The 24,507-nt window shown below is 72.5% G+C and carries 20 protein-coding genes; 12 read left to right on the top strand and 8 right to left on the bottom strand.

Going from position 1 to position 24,507, the window contains the following annotated elements; all coding sequences use genetic code 11:
• Positions 1–20: 20 nt before the first annotated feature.
• Positions 21–422 carry a rhodanese-like domain-containing protein gene (locus tag ACGFH9_RS27085; protein WP_393224573.1) on the bottom strand — a complete coding sequence of 134 codons (402 nt, stop codon included), beginning with the start codon at positions 420–422 and terminating at the stop codon, positions 21–23.
• A gap of 271 nt (positions 423–693) precedes the next feature.
• Here ACGFH9_RS27085 and ACGFH9_RS27080 point away from each other — a divergent pair, with 271 nt between their 5' ends.
• The 4 genes from ACGFH9_RS27080 (at position 694) to ACGFH9_RS27065 (ending at position 4,854) form a co-directional block, all read left to right on the top strand.
• Positions 694–1,470: a uridine kinase gene (locus tag ACGFH9_RS27080; protein WP_393224535.1), complete on the top strand. Its 777-nt coding sequence runs from the start codon at positions 694–696 to the stop codon at positions 1,468–1,470.
• A 36-nt stretch (positions 1,471–1,506) separates the two neighbouring features.
• Complete coding sequence (locus ACGFH9_RS27075) at positions 1,507–2,850, top strand: dipeptidase (protein ID WP_393224570.1); 1,344 nt, start codon at positions 1,507–1,509, stop codon at positions 2,848–2,850.
• 71 nt (positions 2,851–2,921) lie between these two features.
• Positions 2,922–3,128 (top strand): hypothetical protein, encoded by a 207-nt coding sequence (locus tag ACGFH9_RS27070; protein ID WP_030333429.1) that lies wholly within the window; start codon positions 2,922–2,924, stop codon positions 3,126–3,128.
• Between the two features lie 133 nt (positions 3,129–3,261).
• Positions 3,262–4,854, top strand: coding sequence for an ATP-dependent DNA ligase (locus tag ACGFH9_RS27065; protein WP_393224532.1), 1,593 nt, complete (start codon positions 3,262–3,264; stop codon positions 4,852–4,854).
• 22 nt (positions 4,855–4,876) lie between these two features.
• Here ACGFH9_RS27065 and ACGFH9_RS27060 read toward each other — a convergent pair whose 3' ends face one another.
• Positions 4,877–5,698: an SURF1 family protein gene (locus ACGFH9_RS27060; RefSeq protein ID WP_393224530.1), complete on the bottom strand. Its 822-nt coding sequence runs from the start codon at positions 5,696–5,698 to the stop codon at positions 4,877–4,879.
• 173 nt (positions 5,699–5,871) lie between these two features.
• On the opposite strand from ACGFH9_RS27060, the gene ACGFH9_RS27055 reads away from it, so the two are divergent.
• Positions 5,872–7,269 carry a cobyrinate a,c-diamide synthase gene (locus ACGFH9_RS27055; protein WP_393224527.1) on the top strand — a complete coding sequence of 466 codons (1,398 nt, stop codon included), beginning with the start codon at positions 5,872–5,874 and terminating at the stop codon, positions 7,267–7,269.
• A 31-nt stretch (positions 7,270–7,300) separates the two neighbouring features.
• On the opposite strand, the gene ACGFH9_RS27050 is transcribed toward ACGFH9_RS27055, so the two are convergent.
• Positions 7,301–9,430, bottom strand: coding sequence for a transglycosylase domain-containing protein (locus tag ACGFH9_RS27050; RefSeq protein WP_393224524.1), 2,130 nt, complete (start codon positions 9,428–9,430; stop codon positions 7,301–7,303).
• Between the two features lie 122 nt (positions 9,431–9,552).
• Here ACGFH9_RS27050 and cobC point away from each other — a divergent pair, with 122 nt between their 5' ends.
• From cobC to cobA, 3 genes are read left to right on the top strand one after another with little or no spacing between them, the layout of a single operon-like run.
• Positions 9,553–10,635, top strand: a complete 1,083-nt coding sequence (gene cobC / locus ACGFH9_RS27045; protein WP_393224567.1) for an Rv2231c family pyridoxal phosphate-dependent protein CobC — start codon at positions 9,553–9,555, stop codon at positions 10,633–10,635.
• Positions 10,635–11,714, top strand: a complete 1,080-nt coding sequence (cobT, locus tag ACGFH9_RS27040) for a nicotinate-nucleotide--dimethylbenzimidazole phosphoribosyltransferase (RefSeq protein WP_393224564.1) — start codon at positions 10,635–10,637, stop codon at positions 11,712–11,714. Before cobC ends, cobT begins: the two co-directional genes overlap by 1 nt.
• A gap of 31 nt (positions 11,715–11,745) precedes the next feature.
• A complete protein-coding gene (gene cobA / locus ACGFH9_RS27035; RefSeq protein ID WP_393224521.1) occupies positions 11,746–12,966 on the top strand; it encodes a uroporphyrinogen-III C-methyltransferase in 1,221 nt (406 codons plus the stop codon).
• Positions 12,967–13,269: 303 nt separating this feature from the next.
• Here cobA and otsB read toward each other — a convergent pair whose 3' ends face one another.
• Positions 13,270–15,831 carry a trehalose-phosphatase gene (otsB, locus tag ACGFH9_RS27030; RefSeq protein WP_393224561.1) on the bottom strand — a complete coding sequence of 854 codons (2,562 nt, stop codon included), beginning with the start codon at positions 15,829–15,831 and terminating at the stop codon, positions 13,270–13,272.
• Positions 15,832–15,872: 41 nt separating this feature from the next.
• A complete protein-coding gene (locus ACGFH9_RS27025; protein WP_355241672.1) occupies positions 15,873–17,273 on the bottom strand; it encodes a trehalose-6-phosphate synthase in 1,401 nt (466 codons plus the stop codon).
• A gap of 328 nt (positions 17,274–17,601) precedes the next feature.
• On the opposite strand from ACGFH9_RS27025, the gene ettA reads away from it, so the two are divergent.
• The 4 genes from ettA to ACGFH9_RS27005 all read left to right on the top strand — a co-directional run bounded on the left by ettA (position 17,602) and on the right by ACGFH9_RS27005 (position 21,153).
• Entirely contained in the window at positions 17,602–19,278 is a 1,677-nt protein-coding gene (gene ettA / locus ACGFH9_RS27020) for an energy-dependent translational throttle protein EttA (RefSeq protein ID WP_393224518.1), read from the top strand.
• Entirely contained in the window at positions 19,271–19,717 is a 447-nt protein-coding gene (locus ACGFH9_RS27015) for an acyl-CoA thioesterase (RefSeq protein ID WP_393224515.1), read from the top strand. The genes ettA and ACGFH9_RS27015 overlap by 8 nt, the downstream gene beginning before the upstream one ends.
• Positions 19,714–20,436: a hypothetical protein gene (locus tag ACGFH9_RS27010; RefSeq protein ID WP_393224512.1), complete on the top strand. Its 723-nt coding sequence runs from the start codon at positions 19,714–19,716 to the stop codon at positions 20,434–20,436. Before ACGFH9_RS27015 ends, ACGFH9_RS27010 begins: the two co-directional genes overlap by 4 nt.
• A gap of 132 nt (positions 20,437–20,568) precedes the next feature.
• Entirely contained in the window at positions 20,569–21,153 is a 585-nt protein-coding gene (locus ACGFH9_RS27005; RefSeq protein ID WP_393224509.1) for a YbjN domain-containing protein, read from the top strand.
• 34 nt (positions 21,154–21,187) lie between these two features.
• Here ACGFH9_RS27005 and ACGFH9_RS27000 read toward each other — a convergent pair whose 3' ends face one another.
• The 3 genes from ACGFH9_RS27000 to ACGFH9_RS26990 all read right to left on the bottom strand — a co-directional run bounded on the left by ACGFH9_RS27000 (position 21,188) and on the right by ACGFH9_RS26990 (position 24,351).
• Positions 21,188–21,616 carry a globin gene (locus ACGFH9_RS27000; protein WP_355241657.1) on the bottom strand — a complete coding sequence of 143 codons (429 nt, stop codon included), beginning with the start codon at positions 21,614–21,616 and terminating at the stop codon, positions 21,188–21,190.
• A 69-nt stretch (positions 21,617–21,685) separates the two neighbouring features.
• Entirely contained in the window at positions 21,686–23,059 is a 1,374-nt protein-coding gene (locus ACGFH9_RS26995) for an MFS transporter (RefSeq protein ID WP_393224506.1), read from the bottom strand.
• Between the two features lie 233 nt (positions 23,060–23,292).
• On the bottom strand, positions 23,293–24,351 hold the full coding sequence (locus ACGFH9_RS26990) for a mechanosensitive ion channel family protein (RefSeq protein ID WP_393224558.1): 1,059 nt from the start codon (positions 24,349–24,351) through the stop codon (positions 23,293–23,295).
• Positions 24,352–24,507: the final 156 nt, after the last annotated feature.

Raw genomic sequence — 24,507 nt, 5'->3', positions numbered from 1 at the left:
GGGCTGCGGCAGCGGGCGGGTCAGAGGCGGATGTCGGCGGGGCGGTCCGTGGTGGGCAGACCGGCGGCCAGCCACGCGTCGACGCCACCGATCATGTCGGTGGCCCGGCGCAGGCCGAGGGTCTGGAGGCTGGCGGCGGCCAGGCTGGAGCTGTAACCCTGGCGGCACACCACGATGATCTCCCGGTCGTAGGCGGTGGCCTCCGGAATGCGCCAGGCGCTGGCCGGGTCGAGCCGCCACTCCAGCACCGTGCGGTCGATGACGACCGCCCCGGGAAGATCACCCTGTTCGCGGCGCTGTGTGTCGGTACGGGTGTCGACAAGCAGAGCGCCACCGCGGACCACCTCGACGGTCTGCTGTGGAGTAAGTCGGTGCAGCCCGGCGCGGGCCTGTTCGAGCAGGGCGTCGATGCCGGGGCTCATCACGTCTCGGAGCACCACCCGATCATGCCGACTCGGGTACCGGCCCGCGCGCCGAACGGTCCGCCCGTCACCCGTCGCCACCCCAATTCCCCCGGACGTGCAAGTGGCCGCCCGAGCCGGCTCAGCCGGACGTGTCACAGCCGTCGGGACCAGCGTGATCGACTCGGTTTCCGTGATGTCGGACCGTCCTGGCCGGCGGGACACCCCGACATCCGTGAACCCGAGTCGATCACCCCGTCCGGCGGGCTCGGACCGGGGGCATACTGCGGTCGTGCACGGAGTCGTCGGCAGGGAACCGCTCGACCGCGGCGGTCCGCGGCGGCGCGACCCGGGTCCGCACCAGGGCGAGGGCGGCCACGCCGGCGGGCCGACCGGGCCTGCCGGCGCGCAGGTGGCGCAGGTGGTGGTCGTCGAGGCGTACGCCGAGGTGGCGCGGCGGGTGCTCGCGGGCCCGGCGCGGTTGGGGCGGACCCGGCTGGTCGCCGTCGACGGGCCGAGCGGCGCGGGCAAGAGCCGGTTCGCCGCGCACCTCGCGGATGCCCTGGCGGCGCTGCCCGGCGGGCGACCACCGGTGGTGCACACCGACGACCTGCTCGACGGCTGGGACGACCAGTTGACCTTCTGGCCCCGGTTCGACGACGAGGTGCTGGTCCCGCTGCGGCGGGGGGAGCCGGGCGCGTACCGGCGGTACAGCTGGGTGCGGCGGTCCTTCCTGCCGCGCCCGGTGGCGGTGCCGGTGACGCCGGTGCTGATCGTGGAGGGGGTCAGCGCCGCCCGTGCGGTGATCCGGTCGGAGCTGACGCTCGCCGTCTTCGTGACCGCGCCGGCGCCGCTGCGGCTGGCCCGTGCGGTCGAGCGGGACGGGCCGGACATCCTGCCCGAGCTGCGCCGCTGGCATGCGGGGGAGCGCATGCACTTCGCCGCCGACGACACCACAGCCCACGCCGACCTGGTGGTCGACGGCGCGCCGGCGCTGCCGCTCGACACGTCCCGCTACCTGGTGCGGGTCGGCGGGGCGGGCACGGGCTCCGCCGGCACGCCTGGGTAAGGCCGGCATACGATGCCGGTCATGACCTCACCGATCATGTCCGAGTCCGAGGTGCGGGCCGCCGTCGAGCGGGAGATGCCCGGCGTGCGGGCCGACCTGGAACGCCTCGTCCGCATCCCCGGCATCGCCTTCGACGGCTTCGACCACTCGCACGTCGAGCGGTCCGCCGAGGCGGTCGCCGAGCTGTTGCGCGGCTGCGGCCTGGACGTCGACATCGTGCGTTCCGGCGGGCAGCCCGCCGTGATCGGCCGTCGCGCGGCCCCGCCCGGTGCGCCAACCGTGCTGCTCTACGCCCACCACGACGTGCAGCCGATCGGTGACCGGTCGCTGTGGGAGTCCGACCCGTTCGAGCCGGTGGAGCGCGACGGCCGCCTGTACGGCCGGGGTGCGGCCGACGACAAGGCCGGCATCATGGCGCACGTGGCGGCCCTGCGGGCGTACGGGGACGCGCTGCCGGTCGGTGTGGTGCTGTTCATCGAGGGCGAGGAGGAGTTCGGCTCCGACTCGTTGGAGCGGCTGCTCGACGAGCACCGCGACGAGATCGCCTCGGACGTCATCGTGATCGCCGACTCGGGCAACTGGGACATCGGCGTACCGGCGCTGACCACCTCGCTGCGCGGCATCGTCAACTGCTTCGTCGAGGTGCGCACGCTGGACCACGCCGTGCACAGCGGCATGTTCGGCGGTGCCGTGCCGGACGCGCTGACCGCGCTGGTCCGGCTGCTGGCGACCCTGCACGACGACGCTGGCGACGTGGCGGTGGACGGGCTGGTCGGCCGGGTGGGCGCCGTCGTCGACTACCCGGAGGACCGGGTACGCGTCGAGGCCGGGCTGGCCGAGGGTGTGCAGTTCATCGGCACCGGCCGGCTCACCGACCGGCTCTGGACCAAGCCGGCGCTGGCCGTGCTCGGCATCGACGCCCCGGCCACCGGTGAGGCCCCGAACGCCCTGGTGCCGGCCGCGAAGGCGAAGCTCAGCGTCCGTCTCGCACCGGGCGACGACCCCAAGCGGGCGTACGCGGCGGTGCGCGCCCACCTGGAGAAGCACGCGCCGTGGGGCGCTCAGGTGACGGTCACCTTCGAGCACGACGGCGACCCGTGCGTGATCGACGCGTCCGGGCCGATGTTCGACGCCGCCCGCTCGGCGTTCCGCACCGCCTGGGACGGCACCGACCCGGTGGACATCGGCGTCGGCGGCTCGATCCCGTTCATCGCCACGTTCCAGGAGATGTTCCCGCAGGCGGCGATCCTGGTGACCGGCGTGGAGGACCCGCACGCCCGCGCGCACGGTCCGAACGAGAGCCTGCACCTCGGCGAGTTCGCCAAGGTCTGCCTCGCCGAGGCGCTGCTGCTGGGCAAGGTGGCCGCAGCGGCTGAGTGATAACGGCAAGTTTGCGTCTGATCTGCGCGTTTACGGCGTGTCGCCGATGGGATTGCTATAGGCTTTCGAACATGAGTACGAACGAGGTGATGGCCCGCCTGGGGGCCGCCGTCAGCGCACTGGGGGACGTCGACGTCTCCGCGTGGTCCGAGGACACGCTCAACGAGCAGCTCGGTGAGCTTTCCGCCGCCCTGGTCGCCCTCGACTCGGTGCTCTCCCGGGTGGCCGGCGAGGTCCGCGCCCGAGGGTTGCGCATCGAGGAGCCCGTCTCCGCCTGATTCCCGCCGTCCGTCAGTGCCTGTTCCACAGGGGCAGCCCGCCTCCGTGGACCAGGGCCTGGCGGGCTGCGGCACCGCGCCGACACCGCCCGGGCACGGCAATGCCCGGGCGGTGTCGGAGGTGACTGGCAGGATGGGCGTCGTGCGGTTCATCGACCTGGCGGCCACCTCCGCCGCCGTGGGCGCCACCAGTGGCCGGCGGGCCAAGGTGGAGCTGCTCGCCGACGCGCTGCGCCGGCTCGACCCGCCCGAGGTGGAGCCCGGCGCCGGCTATCTCGCCGGTGAGCTGCGGCAACGCCAGACCGGCGTGGGCTACGCGAGCCTGCGTGACCTGCCACCGCCGGCCGCCGAGCCGACGCTGACCGTGGCCGCCGTCGACGCGGCCATCGAGCAGATCGCCGCCGTGCAGGGCACCGGTTCGCAGGCTCGCCGCCGGGCTCTGCTCGGCGCCCTCTACGCGGCGGCCACCACCGACGAGCAACGGCTGCTCACCGGCCTATTCGGCGGCGAGCTGCGCCAGGGTGCCCAGGCCGGGCTGCTCGCCGACGCCGTGGCGCGGGCCGCCGAGGTACCGGTCGCCACCGTCCGTCGGGCTCTGCTGCTCGCCGGTGACCTGCGCGCCGTGGCGGTGGCCGCGCTGGCCGGGGGCGAGGCCGAGCTGGCCGGTTTCGGCCTGCGGGTCGGCCGGCCGTTGGCACCGATGCTCGCGCAGAGCGCCCCCTCGGTCGACGAGGCGCTGGCCGCGACCGGCACGCCCGCCGTGGTCGACGTCAAGCTCGACGGCATCCGCATCCAGGTGCATCGCTCCGGCGCCGACATCGCCGTGTTCACCCGCAGCCTCGACGAGATCACCAACCGGGTGCCCGAGGTCGTCGCGGCGGTTCGCGCCCTGCCCGGCCGGGAGTTGGTGCTCGACGGCGAGGCGATCGGCCTGGACGAGACGGGCCGCCCGCTGCCGTTCCAGCAGACCTCCAGTCGGGCCGCCCGGCGCACCACGCCGAGCACCACCGGCCGTACGCCGGTCGCCCCGGCGGTGCTCGCGGCCGCCGCCACCACCGGCACGACGGTGCTCACGCCGTACTTCTTCGACCTGCTGCACCTCGACGGTGAGGATCTGATCGACCTGCCCGGCCGTGAGCGGTGGGCAGCTCTGGCCGGCGCGGTGGATGCCTCGCTGCTGGTCGGGCGCATGGAGGTCGACGGTCCGGAGCAGGCCGCTGCGGCGTTCGCCGCCGCCCTCGACGCGGGGCAGGAGGGTGTGGTGGTCAAGGCGCCGGACGCACCCTACGACGCCGGCCGTCGAGGCGCGGCCTGGGTCAAGGTCAAACCGCGCCACACCCTCGACCTGGTGGTGCTCGCCGTCGAGTGGGGCAGCGGCCGGCGCGAGGGCTGGCTCTCCAACCTGCACCTCGGTGCCCGTGATCCGCGCACCGGCGACTTCGTCATGCTCGGCAAGACGTTCAAGGGGCTCACCGACGAGCTGCTGCGCTGGCAGACCGAGCGCTTCCTCGGCCTCGCCGTCGAGCGTGGTGACTGGGTGGTCCGGGTCCGCCCCGAGCAGGTCGTGGAGATCGCGTTCGACGGCGTGCAGACGAGCACCCGCTACCCGGGTGGGATGGCGCTGCGGTTCGCCCGGGTGGTGCGCTACCGGGAGGACAAGTCCGCCGCCGAAGCGGACACCATCGACGCCGTCCGCGCGATCCACGCCGGCCGGCCCACCGGCTGACGCCGGGCGCCGGGCGGACGGTTCAGGCGGACGTGCTCGGCGCGGGGTCGGCCGCCCGGTCCAGCGGGGCGGTCGTGCCATCCAGGCCCGCGGCCCGGCGTGCCTCACGGCGGGCCACCCAGCCGTAGCCGAAGATCGCCATCGCGGCGAAGAGCCACCACTGCACGACGTAGCCGAAGTTCTGCCAGTTGTTGGTGTGCCCCACCGGAACGGCCTTGAAGACCGGGTCGGCGGCCGGGGTCTGCTCGTCCAGCAGCAGATAGCCGCCGTAGACCGGGTAGGGCAGCTCGCGGGCCAGACGCGGTACGGCGATCCGCCGCGTCTCCAGCCGCCCGTCGCGGCGGTCCACCGCGCCGGCGCCGCTCTCGGTCTCGTGCACCCGGCCGTTGACCGTGACGTCGCCACCCGGCGGGGTGGGCACCGACGGCTGGGCGGTCGCGTCCCCCGGAGCGGGCGGAATCCAGCCCCGGTCCACCAGCAGCGCGGTGCCGTCAGCGAGCACGAGGGGGGTGAGCACCTCGAAGCCGACCCGGCTGTCGACCGTCCGGCCACGGACCAGGACGGTGTTCGACGTGTCGTACCGGCCGGTGGCGGTGATCCGGGTCCAGACCCGGTCCTTCGCGGGGGCCGGACCGGCGGTGCCGGGGCCACCGGTCGGCGGGCGGAACGCCTCGGCCAGGGGCGCCGCAGGCATCCGCTCGCCCGCGTCGATCCGCTCGTTGATCTCGGTACGACCTCGGTAGCGGTCCAGCTGCCAGTTGCCGAGCCACACCATGACGGCGGCGGCGACCAGGGTCAGCGCGAGGGCGCCCAACCAGCGTGGGCTCAGCAGGAACCGGTACACGGGACCGAGGCTACCCGTATGACCGGGACCACTCACCGCGACCGGGCCGGGACGGTCCGCCGACCCCCGGTTGGCGGTGCTCGCGCGTCGGATCGGACGGGTATCGTCACGCCGACGGATCGACCCCCTCGGTTGTCCGTCGTGTACCCGCCACCGCCCGCGAGGAGTCGATGATGACCGTCGTGCCGCGCCTGGTGCTCAGCGCGCCGTCCTCCGGGCACGGAAAGAACGCGCTGGCGATCGGGCTGCTCGCCGCCCTGGCCGAGCGGGGTGTCGACGTCGCCGGGTTCAAGCTCGGCCCGGACCACGTCGACGCCGCGTACCTCGGTCTCGCCGCCGGTCGGCCCGGCCGGGTGATCGACCCCCGGCTGGTCGGCGTCGACCGGCTCGCCCCGCTGGTCGCGCACGGCGCCGCGGGCGCCGGGCTCGCCGTCGTGCAGGGCAGCATGGGCCTGTACGACTCGGTCGGTGGCCGTCCCGAGCAGGAGTCCACGGCCGCCGCTGCCGCCGCGCTGCGCAGCCCGGTGGTGCTGGTGGTCGACGTGGCCGCGATGGGCCAGTCGGTCGCCGCCCTGGTGCACGGTTTCCGCTCGTACGACGAGCAGTTGTGGCTGGGCGGGGTGATCCTCAACCGGGTGGCGTCGTCGCGGCACGAGGGGATGCTGCGCGAGGCGCTGGACGACGTGGGCGTGCCCGTCTACGGCGCGCTGCGCCGCCAGGACCTGCCGGCGGTGCTGCCGTCCCGCCGGCACGGGGTGGCGCCGGTGGTCGACTCCTCGGCCGACGCGGTCCGTGCCGTGCGCCGCCTCGGCGAGGCCGTCGCCGCCACCGTCGACCTGGAACGCCTGCTCGGGCTGGCCCGTTCCGCTCCGCCCCTGCCGGCGGCGGCCTGGTCCGCACGGGACGTGCTCGGCGAGCTGGTCGTGCCGGCTCAGCGTCCGCTGGTCGCGGTGGCGGGCGGGCCGGGTGGCAGCTTCAGCCACCCGGAGACCGCGGAGTTGCTGTCGGCGGCCGGCGCCGAGGTGGTCACTGTCGATCCGCTGCGCGACGAGGCGCTGCCCGTCGGCACCCGCGCGCTGGTCGTCGGCGGTGCGCTGCCGGAGACGTACGCCGAGCAGCTGTCGGCCAACCGCCGGCTCTGCATCGCGGTGGCCGAACTGGCCCGTACCGGCCGGCCCGTGGTCGCGGAGGGTGCCGGCCTGCTCTGGCTAGCCCGGGAGCTGGACGGGCTGCCGATGTGCGGTGTGTTGGACGCGGTCGGGGCGAGCCGCGACGGTCTCGTGGTGGGCTACCGGGAGGCGACCGCCCAGACCGACAGCGTGGTCGCCGCGGACGGCACGGTGATCGTCGGGCACAAGGAGCACCGGGCGGTGCTCACCCCGCGCGCCGGTCAGCGGCCGGCGTGGAGCTGGGACGGCGGCACCCCGGAGGGCTTCGTCTGGCGCAACGTGCACGCCTCGCAGCTCGCCCTGCACTGGGCCGGGCATCCGGCGACGGCCGCCCGGGTGGTGGCCGCGGCCGTGAGTGAGCCGGCAGCCGAGGCGGTGTCACCGCCGGTGGTGCCCGCGTGATCGGTCAGGTGGCGGTCCGTCGGCTCCGCCGTCACCCGACGATGGCGTCCGACGGTGGCGTGAACTGGCGGGTCGGCGTGCCCTTCAGGCCGTCGCGCAGTGTCTGCGCCACCGCCGCGATGGGGATCTGGGACTGCCCGTCGCCGACCGCGTTGAACGGATTGTCCGGGTCGGAGATGAAGCTCGCCGCGGCCAGTTCCGGTGTGTACCCGACGAACCATGCCGACCGGGTGCTGTCGGTGGTGCCCGTCTTGCCGGCGACCGGGCGGCCGACCGTACCCCGGACGCTGTCGGCGGTCGACCAGCCGCCGCAGCCCCCGCGTGCCGGGGTGTCCCCGGTCGGGCAGCGGGCGGCGTCGGTCGCCGCGCGGGCGGCGTCGGCGCTGACCACCTGGCGGCAGCGTGGCTTCGCCACCTCGCGCTGGATGCCGCCGGGGGTGGCGTACGTGGCCGGGGTGCCGTCCCGGTTCATGATCGCCTGCACGGGGATGGCCTCGCAGTAGCGGCCGTCGGCCGCGATGGCCGCGTAGGCGTTCGCCATCTCCAGCGGGGTCGCGTCGGAGACGCCGAGCGTGAACGCGCCCCACTTGTTGGCCTTGCCGGGCGACGCCTGCTCCCGGTCGACGTCGGTGCGCCAGCGCAGGCCGAGCTGCTCGGCGAGCCGGACCGCCCGTTCCGCGCCCACCCTCTCCTCCAGCCACACGAAGTACGTGTTGACGGACTTGCCGAAGCCGGACCACATGGTCTGCTGGCCGGTCATCGCGCCGCTGGCGTTGGAGGGCGCCCAGCCGTCGTAGACGGACGACTTGTAGCGGTACGGGGCGTTGAACGAGGTGGACAGCGTCATCCCGGAGTCCAGGGCGGCCAGCATCGGGAACATCTTGAACGTCGATCCGGCCTGGTAGCCCGGCAGGTCGCCGCCGCCGAGCAGCGGCGCCACCGTGTTCGGATAGTTGGCCTTCACCTTCGGCCCGGCCTCCGGGTTGGAGCTGGGTGGGTTGTCGGCCAGGTCCAGGGAGTAGTTCCGGTTCACCGCCATCGCCTTCACGCGCCCGGTTCCCGGCTCGGAGACCACGATCCCGTTGGCGAATGGGCTGCCGGTGCCCTCCTTGGCGCCGACGTTCTTCTCCGCCGCCTCCTGGACCTTGGGGTCGAGGCTGAGCACGATCCGGTAGCCGCCCCGACGCAGCTTGTCCATCCGCTCCAGCCGGTTGGCCCCGAACGCGGGCTGCGAACTCCACCAGTTCTTCAGGTAGTCGCAGGCGAAGCCCCAGCTCCGGTACTTCTCGATGAGCGAGGCGCAGTCGCTCGGCGGGGTGGTGAGCTTCAGCCGGATCGGCTCGGTCTTGGCGGCGGCGGCCGAGTCGGGGGAGAGATAGCCGAGCTGACTCATCCGGTCCAGCACGTAGTTGCGCCGCCCGGTGGCGTCCTTCTGGTCGGTGTCGGCCGGGTCGTACTCGGAGGGGGACTTGACCAGCCCGGCGAGGGTGGCCGCCTCGACCGGGGTGAGGTCCTTCGGGGTCTTGGAGAAGAAGATCTCGCTGGCGGCGTAGATGCCGTACGCCCGGTGACCGAAGTACGCCGAGTTCAGGTAGCGCTCCATGATGTCTTCCTTGCTCATCTCCTTCTCCAGGTCCAGCGCCATGCGCATCTCCTTGACCTTGCGCAGGCTGGTCTGCTGGGTGGCCTCCTGGACCTCCTTGGGGGTGGTGGCGCTGTCCCGCAGGGCCATCCGGACGTACTGCATGGTCAACGTCGAGGCACCCTGGGAGCCGCCAGAGCGGGCGTTGGACACGAAGGCGCGGGCCACGCCCTTCGGGTCGACGCCGTGGTGCTGGTAGAAGCGGTTGTCCTCGGCGGCGACGATCGCCTGCTGGATGTTCGGCGACATGTCCGACAGCTTCGTGTACTGCCGGTACTCCTCGTAGAACATGGTCAGCACGGTCTTGCCGTCCGGGGCGTACAGGTAGGAGGTCTCGGCGGGCAGGGCTTTGGTCAGCAGCCTGGTCTTCTGCTCCGTGGCGTGGGCGGTCGCCTTCGCGCCGAGCCCGGTGAAGGCGACCAGCGGGTACGCGGCGGCGGCGATCACGATGCCGGCGATGAGCCCGGCGCGGAGAAGAGGGACGAGTCGACCAGCGGCAGCAAGGGGTCGGTTGCTCACGTCGCCAAGTTATGACATTTCCGATTCGTACATGAGAAGAACTCATAAACCCGCGAGGTGGTGACATGGCTTACGCCGACATCGACTGTCCCGCCGGCCACCTTCCCGGCAGGATCGCGGACATGCGTGATCAGCCGTGCGGGGTGCCGTCGTACGCCAGGGCGGAGCCGGACCTGGCACACCACGGCGACGCCGAGGTCGGCACGGGGTTGGTCGACCTCGCCGTCAACGTTCGCCGGGCACCGCTGCCGGCCTGGCTGGCCGACCCGATCGCCGCCACGCTCACCGACCTGGCCCGCTATCCGGACCCGACGCGGGCCCGCGCCGCCGTCGCCGCCCGGCACCGGCGTCCCCCGGACGAGGTACTGCTCACCGCCGGCGCCGCCGAGGGATTCGTGCTCATCGCCCAGGCGCTGCGCGGCATCCACCGGCCCGTGGTGGTGCACCCGCAGTTCACCGAGCCGGAGGCGGCGTTGCGGGCCGCCGGGCACACGGTCGAGCGGGTGCGGCTCGACCCGGCCGACGGCTTCCGCCTCGACGGGTCCCTGGTGCCCGCCGACGCGGACCTCGTGATGATCGGCAACCCGACGAACCCCACGTCGGTGCTGCACCCCGCCCGGACCATCGCCGCGCTCGCCCGTCCCGGCCGGGTGCTGGTGGTCGACGAGGCGTTCGCCGACACCACCGGCGGCGCGTACACCGGCGAACCCGAGTCGCTCGCCGAACGGCGGGATCTGCCCGGCCTGCTCGTCCTGCGCAGCCTCACCAAGACCTGGGGCCTGGCCGGGCTGCGGATCGGCTACCTGCTCGGTGCTGAGGCCCTGCTGTCCCGCCTGGCCGCCGTCCAACCGCTCTGGGCGGTCTCCACGCCCGCGCTGGCCGCCGCCGCGGCCTGCGCCACCCCCGTCGCGGTCGAGGCCGAACGCGCGATCGCCGCCGAACTCGCCGCCGACCGCGACCACCTGGTCGCCCGCCTCGCCGAACTGCCCGGTGTACGCGTCGCGGGCCGTCCCGCCAGCGCATTCGTCCTGCTGTGTCTGCCCGATGCGACCCGGGTGCGGCAGGCCCTGCGTGACCGGGGCTGGGCCGTCCGCCGGGGCGACACCTTCCCCGGGCTCGGCCCGGACTGGCTGCGGGTGGCGGTACGCGACCGAAACACCACCGATGCGTTCATCGCGGTGCTACGCGAGATCATGGAGGCATGATGCTGGAGACCACGACGTCCGCGATCCGGCCACCGGACGAGGCGGCGATGGCCGCTGCCCGCGAGCTGCACGGCCGACTGACCAAGCCGGCCGGCTCGCTGGGCCTGCTGGAGGACCTGTCGGTACGCCTCGCCGGGCTGGCCGGGGTCTGCCCGCCGCCGGTGCCCGAGCCCGCCGCCGTGGCGATCTTCGCGGGCGACCACGGTGTGCACGCCCAGCGGGTCACCCCGTGGCCGCAGGAGGTCACCGCGCAGATGATCGGCAACTTTTTGGCCGGCGGCGCGGTCGTCAACGCGTTCGCCCGGCAGGCCGGCGCGTCGGTCACCGTCGTCGACGTCGGGGTGGCCCACCCGCTGCCCGTCTCCGAGCCCGCCGCCCCGAGCGACCCGTCCGCGCCCCGGCTGGTCAACGCCTCCGTGCGCCGGGGCACCCGGGACCTCGCGGTGACCGCCGCGCTCACCCGGGACGAGGCGCTGGCGGCGGTGCAGACCGGCATCCGGATCGCCGACGAGCTGATCGACGCCGGGGCCGGCATCCTGCTCACCGGGGACATGGGCATCGGCAACACCACTCCGGCGGCGGCGCTGATCGCCGCGTTCACCGGCGTCGACCCGCTCGACAGCACCGGCCGGGGCACCGGGGTGGACGATGCGACGTACGCCCACAAGGTGGCCGTGGTGCGGGCCGCGCTCGCCCGGCACACGCCCGACCCGGCCGACCCGCTGGGTGTCCTCGCCGCCGTCGGCGGCCTGGAGCACGCCGCGTTGGCCGGACTGATCCTCGGTGCCGCCGCCCGCCGTACGCCGGTTCTGCTGGACGGCGTGATCGCCGTGTCCGCCGCGCTCGCCGCTGCCGCTTTCGCGCCGGACGCGGTCGCGGCCATGATCGCCGGGCACCGCTCGGCCGAGCCCGGCGCGACGGTGGCGCTGCGACACCTCGGCCTCGACCCGCTGATCGACCTGGGATTGCGCCTCGGCGAGGGCACCGGCGCCCTGCTGGCGCTGCCCGTGGTCACCGGCGCCGTCCGGGTGCTGCACGAGGTGGCCACCTTCGACTCCGCAGGCGTGGCCGAGAAGTGACCGCGCCTGGCGAACGGTCCGGTGGTGCAGGGTGAGCGCCAGCCCGTACCCCCTCGGTCTGCGGCTCGACGGACGGCGCGTGGTCGTGGTGGGCGGCGGCGCGGTCGCCACCCGGCGGGTGCCGGCGCTGCTGGACGCCGGCGCGGACGTCCTGCTGGTGGCACCGGAGCTGACCCCGGCGTTGCAGGCCCGGGTCGACGCGGGTCGGCTGCGGTGGGTGGCGCGTCGGTTCCTGCCCGAGGACATGGACGGGGCGTGGCTGGTCCAGGTGGCGATCGACGACCCGATCGCGGCGGCGTCGGTGAGCGCCGTCGCCGCCGAACGGCGGATCTTCTGCGTCCGGGCCGACGACCGGACCGCTGCCACGGCCTGGACGCCGGCGGTGACCCGGCAGGGCCCGGTCACCGTGGCGGTGCTGGGCGGCGGCGACCCCCGCCGGGCGATGACCGTCCGCGACGCCATCCGCGACCTGCTCGCCGTGCGCGACGCCGGGCCGACCGAGGCGCACCCCGACACCGGGGCGACCGGCGGGCGGGTGGCTCTCGTCGGGGCAGGACCGGGCGACCCGGAGCTGATCACCGTGCGAGGTTGGCGACTGCTCACCGAGGCGGACGTGGTGGTCGCCGACCGGCTGGTACCCGGTCTGCTCCTGGACGAGCTGCGCCCCGACGTCGAGCTGGTGGACGCCTCGAAGATCCCCTACGGCCCGTCCCGGGCTCAGGAGGAGATCAACCAGATCCTTGTCGACCGAGCGCTGGCCGGTGCCCGCGTCGTGCGGCTCAAGGGCGGCGACCCGTATGTCTTCGGGCGGGGTGGCGAGGAGTTGCTGGCGTGCGCGGCAGCCGGTGTGCCGGTGACCGTCGTGCCCGGGGTGACCAGCTCGATCGCCGCGCCCGCGGCGGCCGGCATCCCGGTGACGCACCGGGGGGTGGCGCACGAGTTCACCGTGGTTTCGGGGCACGTGGCGCCCGACTCGCCGGCCTCGCTGGTGCGCTGGGACGCCCTGGCGGGCCTGCGTGGCACGCTGGTGATCCTGATGGGGCTCAAGAACCTCGCTGCCATCACGGCCACCCTGATCGCGCACGGTCGACCGCCGCAGACGCCGGCCGCAGTCGTTCAGGAGGGCACCACGGGCGCCCAACGGACGCTGCGGTCCACGCTCGACGCGGTGGCCGCGGAGGTGCTCGCCGCCGACCTGCGCCCGCCAGCCGTGGTCGTGCTGGGTGACGTGGTGGGCGCGCTCGACGGGTGACGACAGCCTGGCTGCGGTGGCGCTGCGGTGCGCGCTGCGCTGGGCCGGATTGCCGACAATTCCCCTCATCGGTCCGGGGCCCGATGACTGCGTGTCCGTCCTTTGCTCTGCTTCAACCCAGGCAACACCCGGTGTCCGGATATCGGACGGCGCATGTTTCCTGGGTTGAAGCAGAGCAAAGGACCACCACCACACCCCTGCCACCCGGCCGGCGTCACGCTCAGCGACCTGAGGCCGGACAACCAGACGAAGTCGGGGCCGGAGGCGTACGCGCCTCCGGCCCCGATCGTCGTGCGAGTCGATCTACTGCTTGAGCATGTTGTCCAGCAGCAGGGCACAGCGGATCAGACCGAGGTGGCTGTACGCCTGCGGGTGGTTGCCCAGGCCGCGCTCGGCCAGCGGGTCGTACTGCTCCGGGAGCAGCCCGGTCGGGCCGGCGGTCAGCACCATCTGCGCGAACAGCTCCTCGGCGTCCGTGCGGCGACCGGTGCGCAGGTACGCCTCGATCAGCCACGCCGTGCAGATGTGGAAACCGCCCTCGCGGCCCGGCAGGCCGTCGTCCCAGTGGTACCGGTAGACGACCGGGCCGCTGCGCAGGTCCGCCTCGATCTTCAGGACCGTGGACAGGAAGCGCGGGTCGTCACCCGGGAGCAGGCCGGAGAGGCCGATCCAGAGCGACGAGGCGTCCATGTCCTCGTCCCCGTACGCGACGCTGTACGCCTCGACGTCGTCGTGCCAGCCGTGCTCCAGCACGTTGGCGCCGATGCGGTCGCGCAGGTCCTTCCACTCGGGCCGGTCCTCGCCACCGTGCTGACGCACCACGTGCAGCGCCCGGTCGACGGTCATCCAGCACATCACCTTGGAGAAGACGTGGTGCCGGGGTGGCAGCCGTGCCTCCCAGATGCCGTGGTCGGGCTCGTGCCAACGGCGGCGGACCGCCTCGACCATGTTCTCCAGGACCCGCCACTCGTCGTCGCGGACCGAGCCGCGCGCGTCGGCGACCGCCGCGATCAGATCCGCGATGGGGCCGAACACGTCGAGCTGGAGCTGGTGGTTGGCCAGGTTGCCGACCCGGACCGGCCGGGAGCCGGCGTACCCGGGCAGCGTGTCGATGACCGCCTCGGCGCCCAGCTCGTACCCGTCGATGGTGTAGAGCGGGTGCAGCCGCTCCGGGTGGCCGCCGGTGCGCTCGATGCAGCCGTCCACCCAGCGAAGGAACGCCTCGGCCTCCTCGATGGAACCGAGGTCGACGAGCGAGCGGGCGGTCAGCGCCGCGTCGCGCAGCCAGCAGTAGCGGTAGTCCCAGTTGCGGACGCCGCCCAGCTCCTCCGGGAGGGAGGTGGTGGCCGCGGCGAGGATCGAGCCGGTGGTCTCGTGGCAGAGCCCGCGCAGGGTGAGGGCGCTGCGCGCGACCAGCTCACGGGAGGTGGACGGCAGCCGCAGCGAGGCCACCCAGTCCTTCCACGGCTGCTCGGCCGCGGCCTGCCGCTCGTGGATCGGCACCCGGTGGTGCTCCAGGCTGTGCGTACCGAAGCGCAGCTCCAGCACGACCTGCCCACCCGCGGCGGAGAGGTCGACGACCGCCTTGGCGGTCTCGTACCCACCGTCGTTGTTGACCTGCCACTCCACCCCGGGGGAGTAGAGAGCGACCGGTTCGTTGGAGCCGAGCACCAGCAGGCCGTCGCCGACCGGCTGCAACTGCACGGCCACCTGGCCGAACTCGGGGCGCGGAGCGAACTCCACCCGGACCCGCCCGTTGCCGCTGAGTACCCGGACCAGGGTCGAGTCGCCGGTCACCACCGCCGGGCCGTCCGGCGTCGTCTCGCGCGCCGGCTTGTCCAGCCAGTCGGTGACGGTGAGCCCGGACCACCGGGTCTCGACGGTCATGGTGCCGGAGCGGTAGCGCTGGCCCAGCGGAATGCCCCCACGCTCCGGGGTGATGCTGAAGTGCCCGGCCGGGCTGCCGCCGACCAGATCGGCGAAGATCGCCGCCGAGTCCGGCTTGGGGTGGCAGAGCCAGCTGACCTTCGCGTCGGGAGTGAGAAGCGCGACGGTACGACCGTTGGCCAGCATGGAGTGCCGCTCGATGGGCACCGCCCGCTCGCCGAACAGCCAGTGCCGGCGGGTCTCCAGGAGCAGCCCCAGCGCGCGGGCGGCCTCGATGGGCTCGGCCACCCGGAAGCTGGCCCTGGTCTCACCGGGGCCGATCTTGATGCCGAGGTCCGGTCCGTGCAGGTTGCCGAAGGCGTTCTCGTCGGTGACGTCGTCGCCGATGAAGAGCACCGCGCTGGCCGAGAGCTGGGTCCGTAGCTGGTCGACGGCCGTGCCCTTGTGGGTGGCCACCACGGACAGCTCGATGACCTCCTTGCCCTGGGTCACCGTGACGCCGTCGAAGCTGGCCGGGCCGTTACGGACGGCCTCGATGGCCGCGGCGGCGACCTGTGGATCGACGCCCCGGGTGTGTACCGCGACGCTGGCCGGCTTGCGTTCGAGCCGGATACCCGGGTGCTCGGCGGCGATCTCGCGCAGCGCGTTGCGCACCTGGGTGCGTACGGCGACCAGCTCGGGGGAGAGGCGCTCGACGAAGCCGATGTCGAACTCGGAGCCGTGGCTGCCGACGAGGTGTACCTCGCTGGGCAGCCGCGAGAGCGCGGCCAGGTCCCGCAGAGCGCGACCGGAGACCACGGCCACGCTCGTCTGCGGCAGCGCGGCGAGCGCGCGGATCGCGGCCACCGACTCGGGCAGCGGTACGGCGGTGCTGGGGTCCTCCACGATCGGCGCGAGTGTGCCGTCGTAGTCGCAGGCGATCAGGAGCTGTGGCACCCGGGCGATCCGGCCGATGGCGGATCGCAGCTCCGGGTCCATGACTCCGGTGGCGATCGCCGTTCCGTCGTTGACGGACGTGTTCACGCGGCCTCCGCCTCGGAAACTCCCAGTTCGGAGAGGAAAGACTTGGCCCAGTGCCCCACGTCGTGGGTACGCAGGTGACGTTGCATTGTCCGCATCCGGCGGCGCGCCTCGCTTTTTTCCACGTGCACGGCCCGGAGCAGGGCGTCCTTGACCGCGTCCGGGTCGTGCGGGTTACACAGGAATGCCTGGCGCAGCTCCGTTGCGGCACCAGCGAACTCACTCAGCACGAGCGCACCGCCCTGGTCGGCGCGGGATGCGACGTACTCCTTTGCCACGAGATTCATGCCGTCTCGCAGCGGGGTCACCATCATCACGTCCGCAGCAACGTACATCGCGGCCAGTTCACTGCGACTGTACGACTGATGGAGATAATGCACGGCAGGCACGCCGACTCGGCCGAATTCGCCATTAATCCGACCAACCTCGCGCTCGACCTTGACGCGAAGTGCCTGGTAGTGCTCGACGCGCTCGCGGCTCGGCGTGGCGACCTGCACCATAACGGCGTCCGGAACTGTCAACTTTCCGTCAGCGAGCAACTCGCGGAACGCCTTCAGGCGCAATTCGATGCCCTTGGTGTAGTCGAGCCGGTCCACGCCCAGGATGATCGTCTTCGGGTCGCCCAGTTCGGCGCGAATCTGCTTGGCCCGGGCCTGGATCGCCGGGTCGGCGGCCATCCGCTCCATCTCCTGCGTGTCGATGGAGATGGGGAAGGCACCCGCCTTCACCTGCCGACCGTCGACCTGGATCATCTGACCCTCGTAGCGGAGCCCGAGCAGGTGCCGGGCCAGCCGGACGAAGTTCTGCGCGGCCAGCCGCTGCTGGAAGCCCACCAGGTCCGCGCCGAGCAGGCCGCGCAGCAACTCGGTGCGGAACGGCATCTGCATGAACAGCTCGATCGGCGGGAACGGGATGTGCAGGAAGAACCCGATCCGCAGGTCCGGGCGCAGCTCGCGGAGCATCGCCGGTACCAACTGGAGCTGGTAGTCCTGTACCCAGACCGTCGCGCCCTCGGCCGCCACGTCGGCCGCGGCCTCCGCGAACCGGGCATTCACCAGGCGGTACGCCTCACGCCAGCGACGCTTGTACGCAGGTGTCTCCACCGCGTCGTGGTAGAGGGGCCAGATCGTCGCGTTGGACTGGCCCTCGTAGTAGCGCTCCAACTCCTCGGCGCTCAGCGGGACCGGGTGCAGCCGGATGCCCTCCAGGTCGAACGGCTCGGGCGCCGCGCCGGTGCCACCGGCCCAGCCGACCCAGGTGCCCTGGTGCTCGGCGAGTACGGGATGCAGCGCGGTGACGAGCCCGCCGGGGCTGCGTCGCCACTGCCGTCCCTCGGGTGTGCTCACCTCGTCGACCGGCAGACGGTTCGCCACTACGACAAAGGAGCTACGGACGGTCACGATCGGGCACCTCCGGGTACTGACGGGTCCACCGCGATGAGCGTACTGAGCGTAGCTGCGGTGTCTGGGCCCCCGTGCCGGAGTCTCCTACCCGCCCCGCAGTCGGCGAATCCTCAGGGTGATCTTGTCGACAGCCCGACGGTCGAGGGGCGGGCGGCTCGCCGCGTACTCCTCGGGCGGGGTGATGTGGGCGAAGCGCGCCGTACCTGTCAGGATTGACGATGGCGTGCGCGTGGCCGGCTCCCGGCCGGCGGCGGCGGGCGGAGGTCTCAGCCCGCGCCGCGCCGCCCACTCAGGCGACAGCAAACCGACGGAGGTAGCCCGCACCGTGGCCCAGTACATCTACGTTCTGGAAAAGGCGCGCAAGGCGCACGGCGACAAGGTCGTGCTCGACAACGTCACGTTGAGCTTCCTGCCGGGGGCCAAGATCGGTGTGCTCGGCCCGAACGGCGCCGGTAAGTCCAGCCTTCTCAAGATCATGGCAGGGCTGGACAAGCCGAGCAACGGCGAGGCCCGGCTCATGCCCGGCTACACCGTCGGCATGCTCGCCCAGGAGCCCCCGCTCAACGAGGCCAAGACCGTGCTCGGCAACGTCGAGGAGGCGGTCGCCGAGACCAAGGCCAAGCTGGAGCGGTTCAACAAGATCGCCGAGCAGATGGCCACCGACTACTCCGACGAGCTGATGGAGGAGATGGGCAAGCTCCAGGAGGAGCTCGACCACCTCGACGCCTGGGACGTCGACTCCAAGCTCGAACTGGCCATGGACGCGCTGCGCTGCCCGCCGCCGGACGCCGACGTGACCCAGCTCTCCGGTGGTGAGCGTCGCCGGGTCGCGCTCTGCAAGCTGCTCCTGGAGGCGCCCGACCTGCTGCTGCTCGACGAGCCCACCAACCACCTGGACGCGGAGAGCGTCTCCTGGCTGGAGCAGCACCTGGCCAAGTACGCCGGCACCGTCATGGCGATCACCCACGACCGGTACTTCCTCGACAACGTGGCCAACTGGATCCTCGAGCTGGACCGTGGCCGGACGTACCCGTACGAGGGCAACTACTCCACCTACCTGGAGAAGAAGGCCGCCCGGCTGGCCGTCGAGGGCCGCCGCGACGCCAAGATGAAGAAGCGCCTCACCGAGGAACTGGAGTGGGTCCGCTCCAACGCCAAGGCCCGGCAGACCAAGTCGAAGGCACGCCTCGACCGGTACGATGAGATGGCCACCGAGGCGGAGAAGACCCGCAAGCTGGACTTCGAGGAGATCCAGATCCCGCCGGGCCCCCGCCTGGGCAGCACGGTGATCGAGGCCAACCACCTCACCAAGGGCTTCGGCGACCGGGTGCTCATCGACGACCTGTCGTTCTCGCTGCCGCGCAACGGCATCGTCGGCATCATCGGCCCCAACGGCGTCGGCAAGACCACGCTGTTCAAGACCATCGTCGGGCTGGAGGAGCCGACCAGTGGGTCGGTCCGGGTCGGCGAGACGGTCTCGCTGTCGTACGTCGACCAGAACCGCGAGGGCCTCAACGGTGACAAGACCGTCTGGGAGGTCGTCTCCGACGGGCTGGACTACCTGATGGTGGGCAAGGTCGAGATGCCGTCGCGGGCGTACATCGCCGCGTTCGGCTTCAAGGGCCCGGACCAGCAGAAGCCGACCAAGGTGCTCTCCGGCGGCGAGCGCAACCGGCTCAACCTGGCGCTGACCCTGAAGATCGGCGGCAACGTCATCCTGCTCGACGAGCCGACGAACGACCTGGACGTCGAGACCCTGTCCAGCCTGGAGAACGCGCTGCTGGAGTTCCCCGGCTGCGCCGTGGTGATCTCCCACGACCGGATGTTCCTGGACCGGGTCGCCACGCACATCCTGGCCTGGGAGGGCGACGACCAGGACCCGTCCAGGTGGTTCTGGTTCGAGGGCAACTTCGAGGCGTACGAGAAGAACAAGATCGACCGCCTCGGCGCGGAGGCCGCCCGACCGCACCGGGTGACCTACCGCAAGCTGACCCGTGACTGACCGCTTCATCTACCACTGCACGCTGCGCTGGTCCGACCTGGACGCGTACGGCCACGTCAACAACTCGCGCTTCCTCACGCTGTACGAGGAGGCGCGGGTGGCGTTGATGTTCGCCGGCGGCCGGGCCTGGGGAGTCGGCTCGTTCGCCGACGGGGTGGTGATCCGCCGACACGAGGTCGACTACCTGCGCCCGGTCGACTACGCGCTGGGCCGGGCCACCGCGGAGGCCGCTCCCACGGTCCGCATCGAGCTGTGGGTGGAGGAGATCAAGGCGTCCCGGTTCACCGTCGCCTACGAGCTGTACGACTGTGACGTGCTGGCCAGTCGCGCCCGCTCGGTGCTGGTGCCGTTCGACCTGACCCGTCAGGTGCCCCGGCGGATCACCGTCGAGGAGCGGGACTTCCTGCTCACGTACGCGCCGGAGGGTGGTGGGGCGTGACGCGGCCGGGCGCGGACCGGGTGGCGGCGTCGCCGTCCGGCCACGGTCTGACCGGCGTGGCCGACGCGGGTGCCTTCCTGGCCCGGTTGGTGCGGCTGGACGCGGGGGCGCCGGTACGGCTGCGGCCGTCCGGCGCCCCCGGCCGGGTCGTCCTGTGGGCCCGGCTGCCGTGGCAGGTGCTGGTCGCCTCGACGGTGGCCGGCGACGCCGCCGGAGACGTCACCGTGGGCGCGGCCGACCTGCTGGCCGAGCTGGGACGCGGCGGTACGGCGCTGCCGGAGCGCCGGGACGCGCAGTGGCGTTGGCCGCTGCCGCCGTCGCGCAGCGAGCCCGTCGAGGTGCTGCCCAGCATCGAGGTGCGCCGGATCGCCGACGCGGCGGCCGGCACCCTGCGCACGGCGAGCGCCCAGGGGGTGGCGGGCCGCGCGGTGGGTCAGCGGGCCCTGCGCGACGCGCTTCTCGACCACGTGGCCGTGGTCGTCACACCGGACGATCCGCCGGGCCCGGCGGTCGAGGTGCCGCAGCGGCTGGTGCAGGGTCTGGTCCGGATGGGCTTCCTCGGCGCCGTCGACGACCCAGCCGGCCCCTCTGGGCATGCGGGAGTGCGGGTACGTGTCGCCGGTCGCTGGGTGGGCCTGGTGGGACCATATGGAGCGGCCTGGTTGCAGAAGGCCACGGACCTCGCCGTGACTCCCCTCACTACTCGTCCGAACGGATGACCCTCATTCATTCTTCCGGGCCGGTGGGCCTGTTGGGGGGGTGCTTCAACCCGGCTGTCCGGGTACCGTCCATCCTCGGATCCAACGCACCGTAGGCGGCTGGATCCGCTGGGGAGTGAGGTGCGACGAGCGATGCCGTGGTGGTCATGGCGCCCCGGTCCCGCCGACAGCGGTGATCCGGAAACCCGAAGCGGGATCACAGTGGAGAGCGCGGTCCGGGTCGGGCCGCCGAGTCCTCGCCAGCCGGGAGACGACTGCCCGGGCAGCGACAGACCTGCATTGACCGAGATGGCGGCCACCATCGAGCCGGTGAGCCTGCGCCGGGTCTGTGACGCACTCGACCTGCTCGACGTGCGTTACCTGGCCGACGGCGACGGCAACCTGCTGGCCATGTGGGAGCGGCACGCCGTGCTGGTGACCCTCGAGGGCCCGGAGGACGAGATCCTGGTGATGCGGGCCCGCCCGCACGCCACCGTCCCGCCGGACTGGGCCGACCGGGCCTACCGGGTGGTCAACGAGTGGAACCACACCCGCCGCTTCTGCAAGGCGTACATCGGCGACCCGACCGAACGTGGGCAGCTGCCGATCTACGCCGAGTTGCAGGTGCCCCTGGGCGCCGGCACCCACGACGCCCTGTTGGTCGAGATGCTCGACTGCGGCGCGGCGGTGGCCACCAGCTTCGTGGACTGGCTGCACGACGAGGGCGCGCTGCTCTGAGGCAGCCCACGGCCGGAGCGTCGGGCGCGCGCGGTCAGGCGCGCTCGGCCGGGTCCTCCATGGCGTTGACCATGAAGTACGCGGCCCGCTCCAGGTAGTCCCAGAGGGCGACGGCGAGCTGCGGTTCCAGGTCGAGCCGGTCCACCGCCTGGCGCATGTGCCGCAGCCAGGCGTCGCGCTCGGCCCCGCCGATCCGGAACGGGGCGTGCCGCATCCGCAGCCGCGGGTGCCCGCGCTGCGCGGAGTACGTGTTGGGCCCACCCCAGTACTGCATGAGGAACAGGGTCAACCGGTCGGCCGCCGGTCCCAGGTCTTCCTCCGGATACATCGGTCGCAACAGTGGATCGCTGGCGACGCCGACGTAGAACTCGTCCACCAGCCTGCGGAAGGTGGGTTCGCCGCCGACCGCTTCGAAGAGGGTCATCGACGCATCGGCACGGCCGGATTCACCTGCGGGGTTCACCGTTCCATCCTGCCAGGCGCGTCGGCCGTCGACCCGACTCGGAGGCCGTGCGCCGGCTCACGCCGCGGATCAGGTCACCGCGTGCCGGCGGCGGCCCTCGGCGGGTCGCGGCTCGGCGCCCTTGTCGCTGACGGCGATGCCGCCCGCCACACGGGTCGGCGCGAGGTTGGCCGCCGAGGCGGCCGCTACCGCCGCGTCCACCGTCTGCTTGTCCGGCCAACGCAGGGCGGCGACAGTCATCAGCAGCACTCCGGCCGCGCTCCAGAGGCCGACCACCAGCGGCAGGGGAAACCGTTCGGCGAGCAGTCCGGTGATCAGCACCGCGAGCCCCTGGATGACCTGCACCCCGGTGGCCATCACGCCGAACCCACGAGCCCGGAACCCGTTCGGCAATGCCTGGACGAACAGCCCGTTGGCCATCGGGAGCATGCCGGCGACCGCGAACCCGCACAGGGCGGCCAGGAACGCCACCACCGCTGGGGGCGGATCGAGCACCGCCGGCACCAGCACCAGCGGGGCGCACACCGCGAGCGGTCGCATCAGGGACAGCCGGCGGGCCGGGCCGCAGAGCCGGCTCACCAGCAGTCCGCCGAGGATGAAGCCCACCGGACTGGCCATCATGATCACCGCCTGTGCCGTACCGGCGGCCATGTGGCTCTGGGCACCCTCGTTGGCCCAGGCGGCGGCCAGCCCCTCCGGGACGATCGAGAAGAGCATCGCGCTGAACACCAGCACCGCGATGGCCCGCAGCACCGGCGTACGGAAGACGACGCCGAAGCCCTGGGCGGTCTCCCGCAGCAGGTGGCTGCGGTGGGCGGTGGTCATCGCGACCGCGTGATCCCGGACGCCGAAGCGCAGCAGCAGCGCCGAGAAGCCGAAGGTCGCGGCGTTGAACAGCAGCGCGACGGTCGGGTCGATCGAGGCGACGGCGGCACCGAACAGGTAGCCGAGGACCTGCGCGGCCTGCGCGATACTGCTGTTCAACGACAGGCCGACCACCAGCCGGTCTCCGGTGAGGATCTGCGGCATCAGCGCGGACTTCGCCGCCTGGCTCGGCGGGTTGGCAAGCGTGGTGGTGAAGAGGAGCACCAGCACCACCGGGATCGGCAGCCCCGGGAGGGCGATGAGCACCATCAGCGCCATCCGGATGACGTCACACGCCACCATCACCCGCCGGAACGGGTACCGCTCGGCAAGCGTGGCGAGCAGCGGACCACCGAGCAGCCACGGCAGGTAGCTGACCGCGAACGCGGCAGCGGAGAGCGCGACGGACCTGGTCTGCTGGTAGACGAGGAGCGTCACGGCGGCCTTGGCGACGTAGTCACCGACCCAGGACAAGGACCCGGCCGTGAAGACAGCCCGAAACTCACGTTGGGCAAGTACTTCGCGAAAAGTGGCCGGACCTTCCGTGGAAGGTCGCTCGTCGGGCACCGTCGCCTCCATCGGCCCCGGGTGCGGCTGCTTGTGGCCGCCGGGCCGGGAACGCTCGTCAGATCTGCGGATCAGCGAGGATGTGACCGCGCTCCAGCTGGAACGCGTGCTTCGGAATTCTGCCCGATCGTCGGACAACTGGCTAGGGCGAACGGATCGTTCGTCGCATCCCCGACCGAACGAACGGACGATACTCCAGGGGCCGCGCGGACCGCGACCCGTGTCTTGCCGGCCAGGGTGCCAGGTCAGGTGGCTCCACCCTGACCGGTCTCGCCGTCGGGCAGGGGCCGGCTCGGGACACCGGGATAGATGCGGGCAGCGGCGATCTGCGCGGTGATGCCCGAGTTCTCCAGCGCCTCCGCCAGCCTGCGACGCAGTTCCCGGCCCACCGCGAACTGGCCGTCGGCGGTCGTCTTGACCACCGTGCGGATCACGGCGCCGTCCACCGTCATCTGCTCGACTCCCAGCACCTCCGGCGCCTCCACGATCTCCGGCGACAGTTCCGGGTCCACCGCCACCGACGCGGCGGCCGTCCGCAGCACCGCGTTGGCCTCCTCCGTACCGCTGAAGCCGATCGGCAGGTCCACCACCACCAGGGCCCAACCCTGGCTCTTGTTGCCCACCCGGATGATCTCGCCGTTGCGGATGTACCAGAGCACGCCGCGTCCGTCCCGGACCGTGGTGACCCGGAGTCCGACCGACTCCACGACGCCCGTCGCCTCGCCCAGGTCGACGTTGTCGCCCACGCCGTACTGGTCCTCGATGAGCATGAAGAGCCCGGCGATCAGGTCCTTGACCAGACTCTGCGCGCCGAAGCCCAACGCGACACCGGCGATGCCGGCGCTGGCCAGCAGCGGCGCCAGGTCGAAGCTGAACTCGCGCAGGATCATCAACAGCGCGATGCCGAAGACGAACGCCGTGGTCAGGCTGCGCAGCACCGAACCGATCGCCTCGGCCCGCTGTCGTCGCCGCTCCGGCACGAACTCGGTCGGGTCGACCGCGGAGGTGGGCACCCGCTCGCGCAGCGGTCGCAGCATCGTCGGCACCGCGCCGTCGGTGGTCGTCCGGACCAGCCGGTCGATCGTCCGGTGCAGCGCCCAGCGGGCCACCATCGCCAGCGCCAGGATCAGCACGACCCGCAGTGGCTTGAGCAGGATCCAGTAGCTGCCCTCGGCGAACCATTCGGACCTGGTCATGCGGTAGAGGAACTCGCAGGAGGTGCTGCCCTGGCAGTTCACCGATACGGCGTCGGACAGGGCAAGGGGCGTCACGCTGGCGGCACTCACCCTGCCTTCGTACCGCAAGACCTCGGACCGGCCGCCGCCGACCCACCAGCCGGGTGAGATGCGTCCGAGCGCCGGCTCGGACCGGGGCGAACCGGCCATCGTGACAGGTGCGGGAAAGAGCTTCATATCCGACCCGGGATTAGTGCGTGCAATCCGGGGTCCGATCAGGGACTA

The sequence above is a fragment of the Micromonospora sp. NPDC049102 genome, from assembly GCF_043197485.1.
Taxonomy (GTDB): domain Bacteria; phylum Actinomycetota; class Actinomycetes; order Mycobacteriales; family Micromonosporaceae; genus Micromonospora.
The sequence above is the reverse complement of the archived record's forward strand: the minus strand, read 5'-3'. Positions and strand labels throughout refer to the sequence as shown.

What these genes read in the sequence shown, in the direction of transcription:
- ACGFH9_RS27085 (WP_393224573.1), bottom strand. Translation starts at nt 422, where the DNA reads ATGAGCCCCGGCATCGACGCCCTGCTCGAACAGGCCCGCGCCGGGCTG.
- ACGFH9_RS27075 (WP_393224570.1), top strand. Translation starts at nt 1,507, where the DNA reads ATGTCCGAGTCCGAGGTGCGGGCCGCCGTCGAGCGGGAGATGCCCGGC.
- ACGFH9_RS27070 (WP_030333429.1), top strand. Translation starts at nt 2,922, where the DNA reads ATGAGTACGAACGAGGTGATGGCCCGCCTGGGGGCCGCCGTCAGCGCA.
- ACGFH9_RS27065 (WP_393224532.1), top strand. Translation starts at nt 3,262, where the DNA reads ATGGGCGTCGTGCGGTTCATCGACCTGGCGGCCACCTCCGCCGCCGTG.
- ACGFH9_RS27055 (WP_393224527.1), top strand. Translation starts at nt 5,872, where the DNA reads ATGACCGTCGTGCCGCGCCTGGTGCTCAGCGCGCCGTCCTCCGGGCAC.
- cobC (WP_393224567.1), top strand. Translation starts at nt 9,553, where the DNA reads ATGCGTGATCAGCCGTGCGGGGTGCCGTCGTACGCCAGGGCGGAGCCG.
- cobT (WP_393224564.1), top strand. Translation starts at nt 10,635, where the DNA reads ATGCTGGAGACCACGACGTCCGCGATCCGGCCACCGGACGAGGCGGCG.
- otsB (WP_393224561.1), bottom strand. Translation starts at nt 15,831, where the DNA reads ATGGACCCGGAGCTGCGATCCGCCATCGGCCGGATCGCCCGGGTGCCA.
- ACGFH9_RS27005 (WP_393224509.1), top strand. Translation starts at nt 20,569, where the DNA reads ATGCCGTGGTGGTCATGGCGCCCCGGTCCCGCCGACAGCGGTGATCCG.
- ACGFH9_RS26995 (WP_393224506.1), bottom strand. Translation starts at nt 23,059, where the DNA reads ATGGAGGCGACGGTGCCCGACGAGCGACCTTCCACGGAAGGTCCGGCC.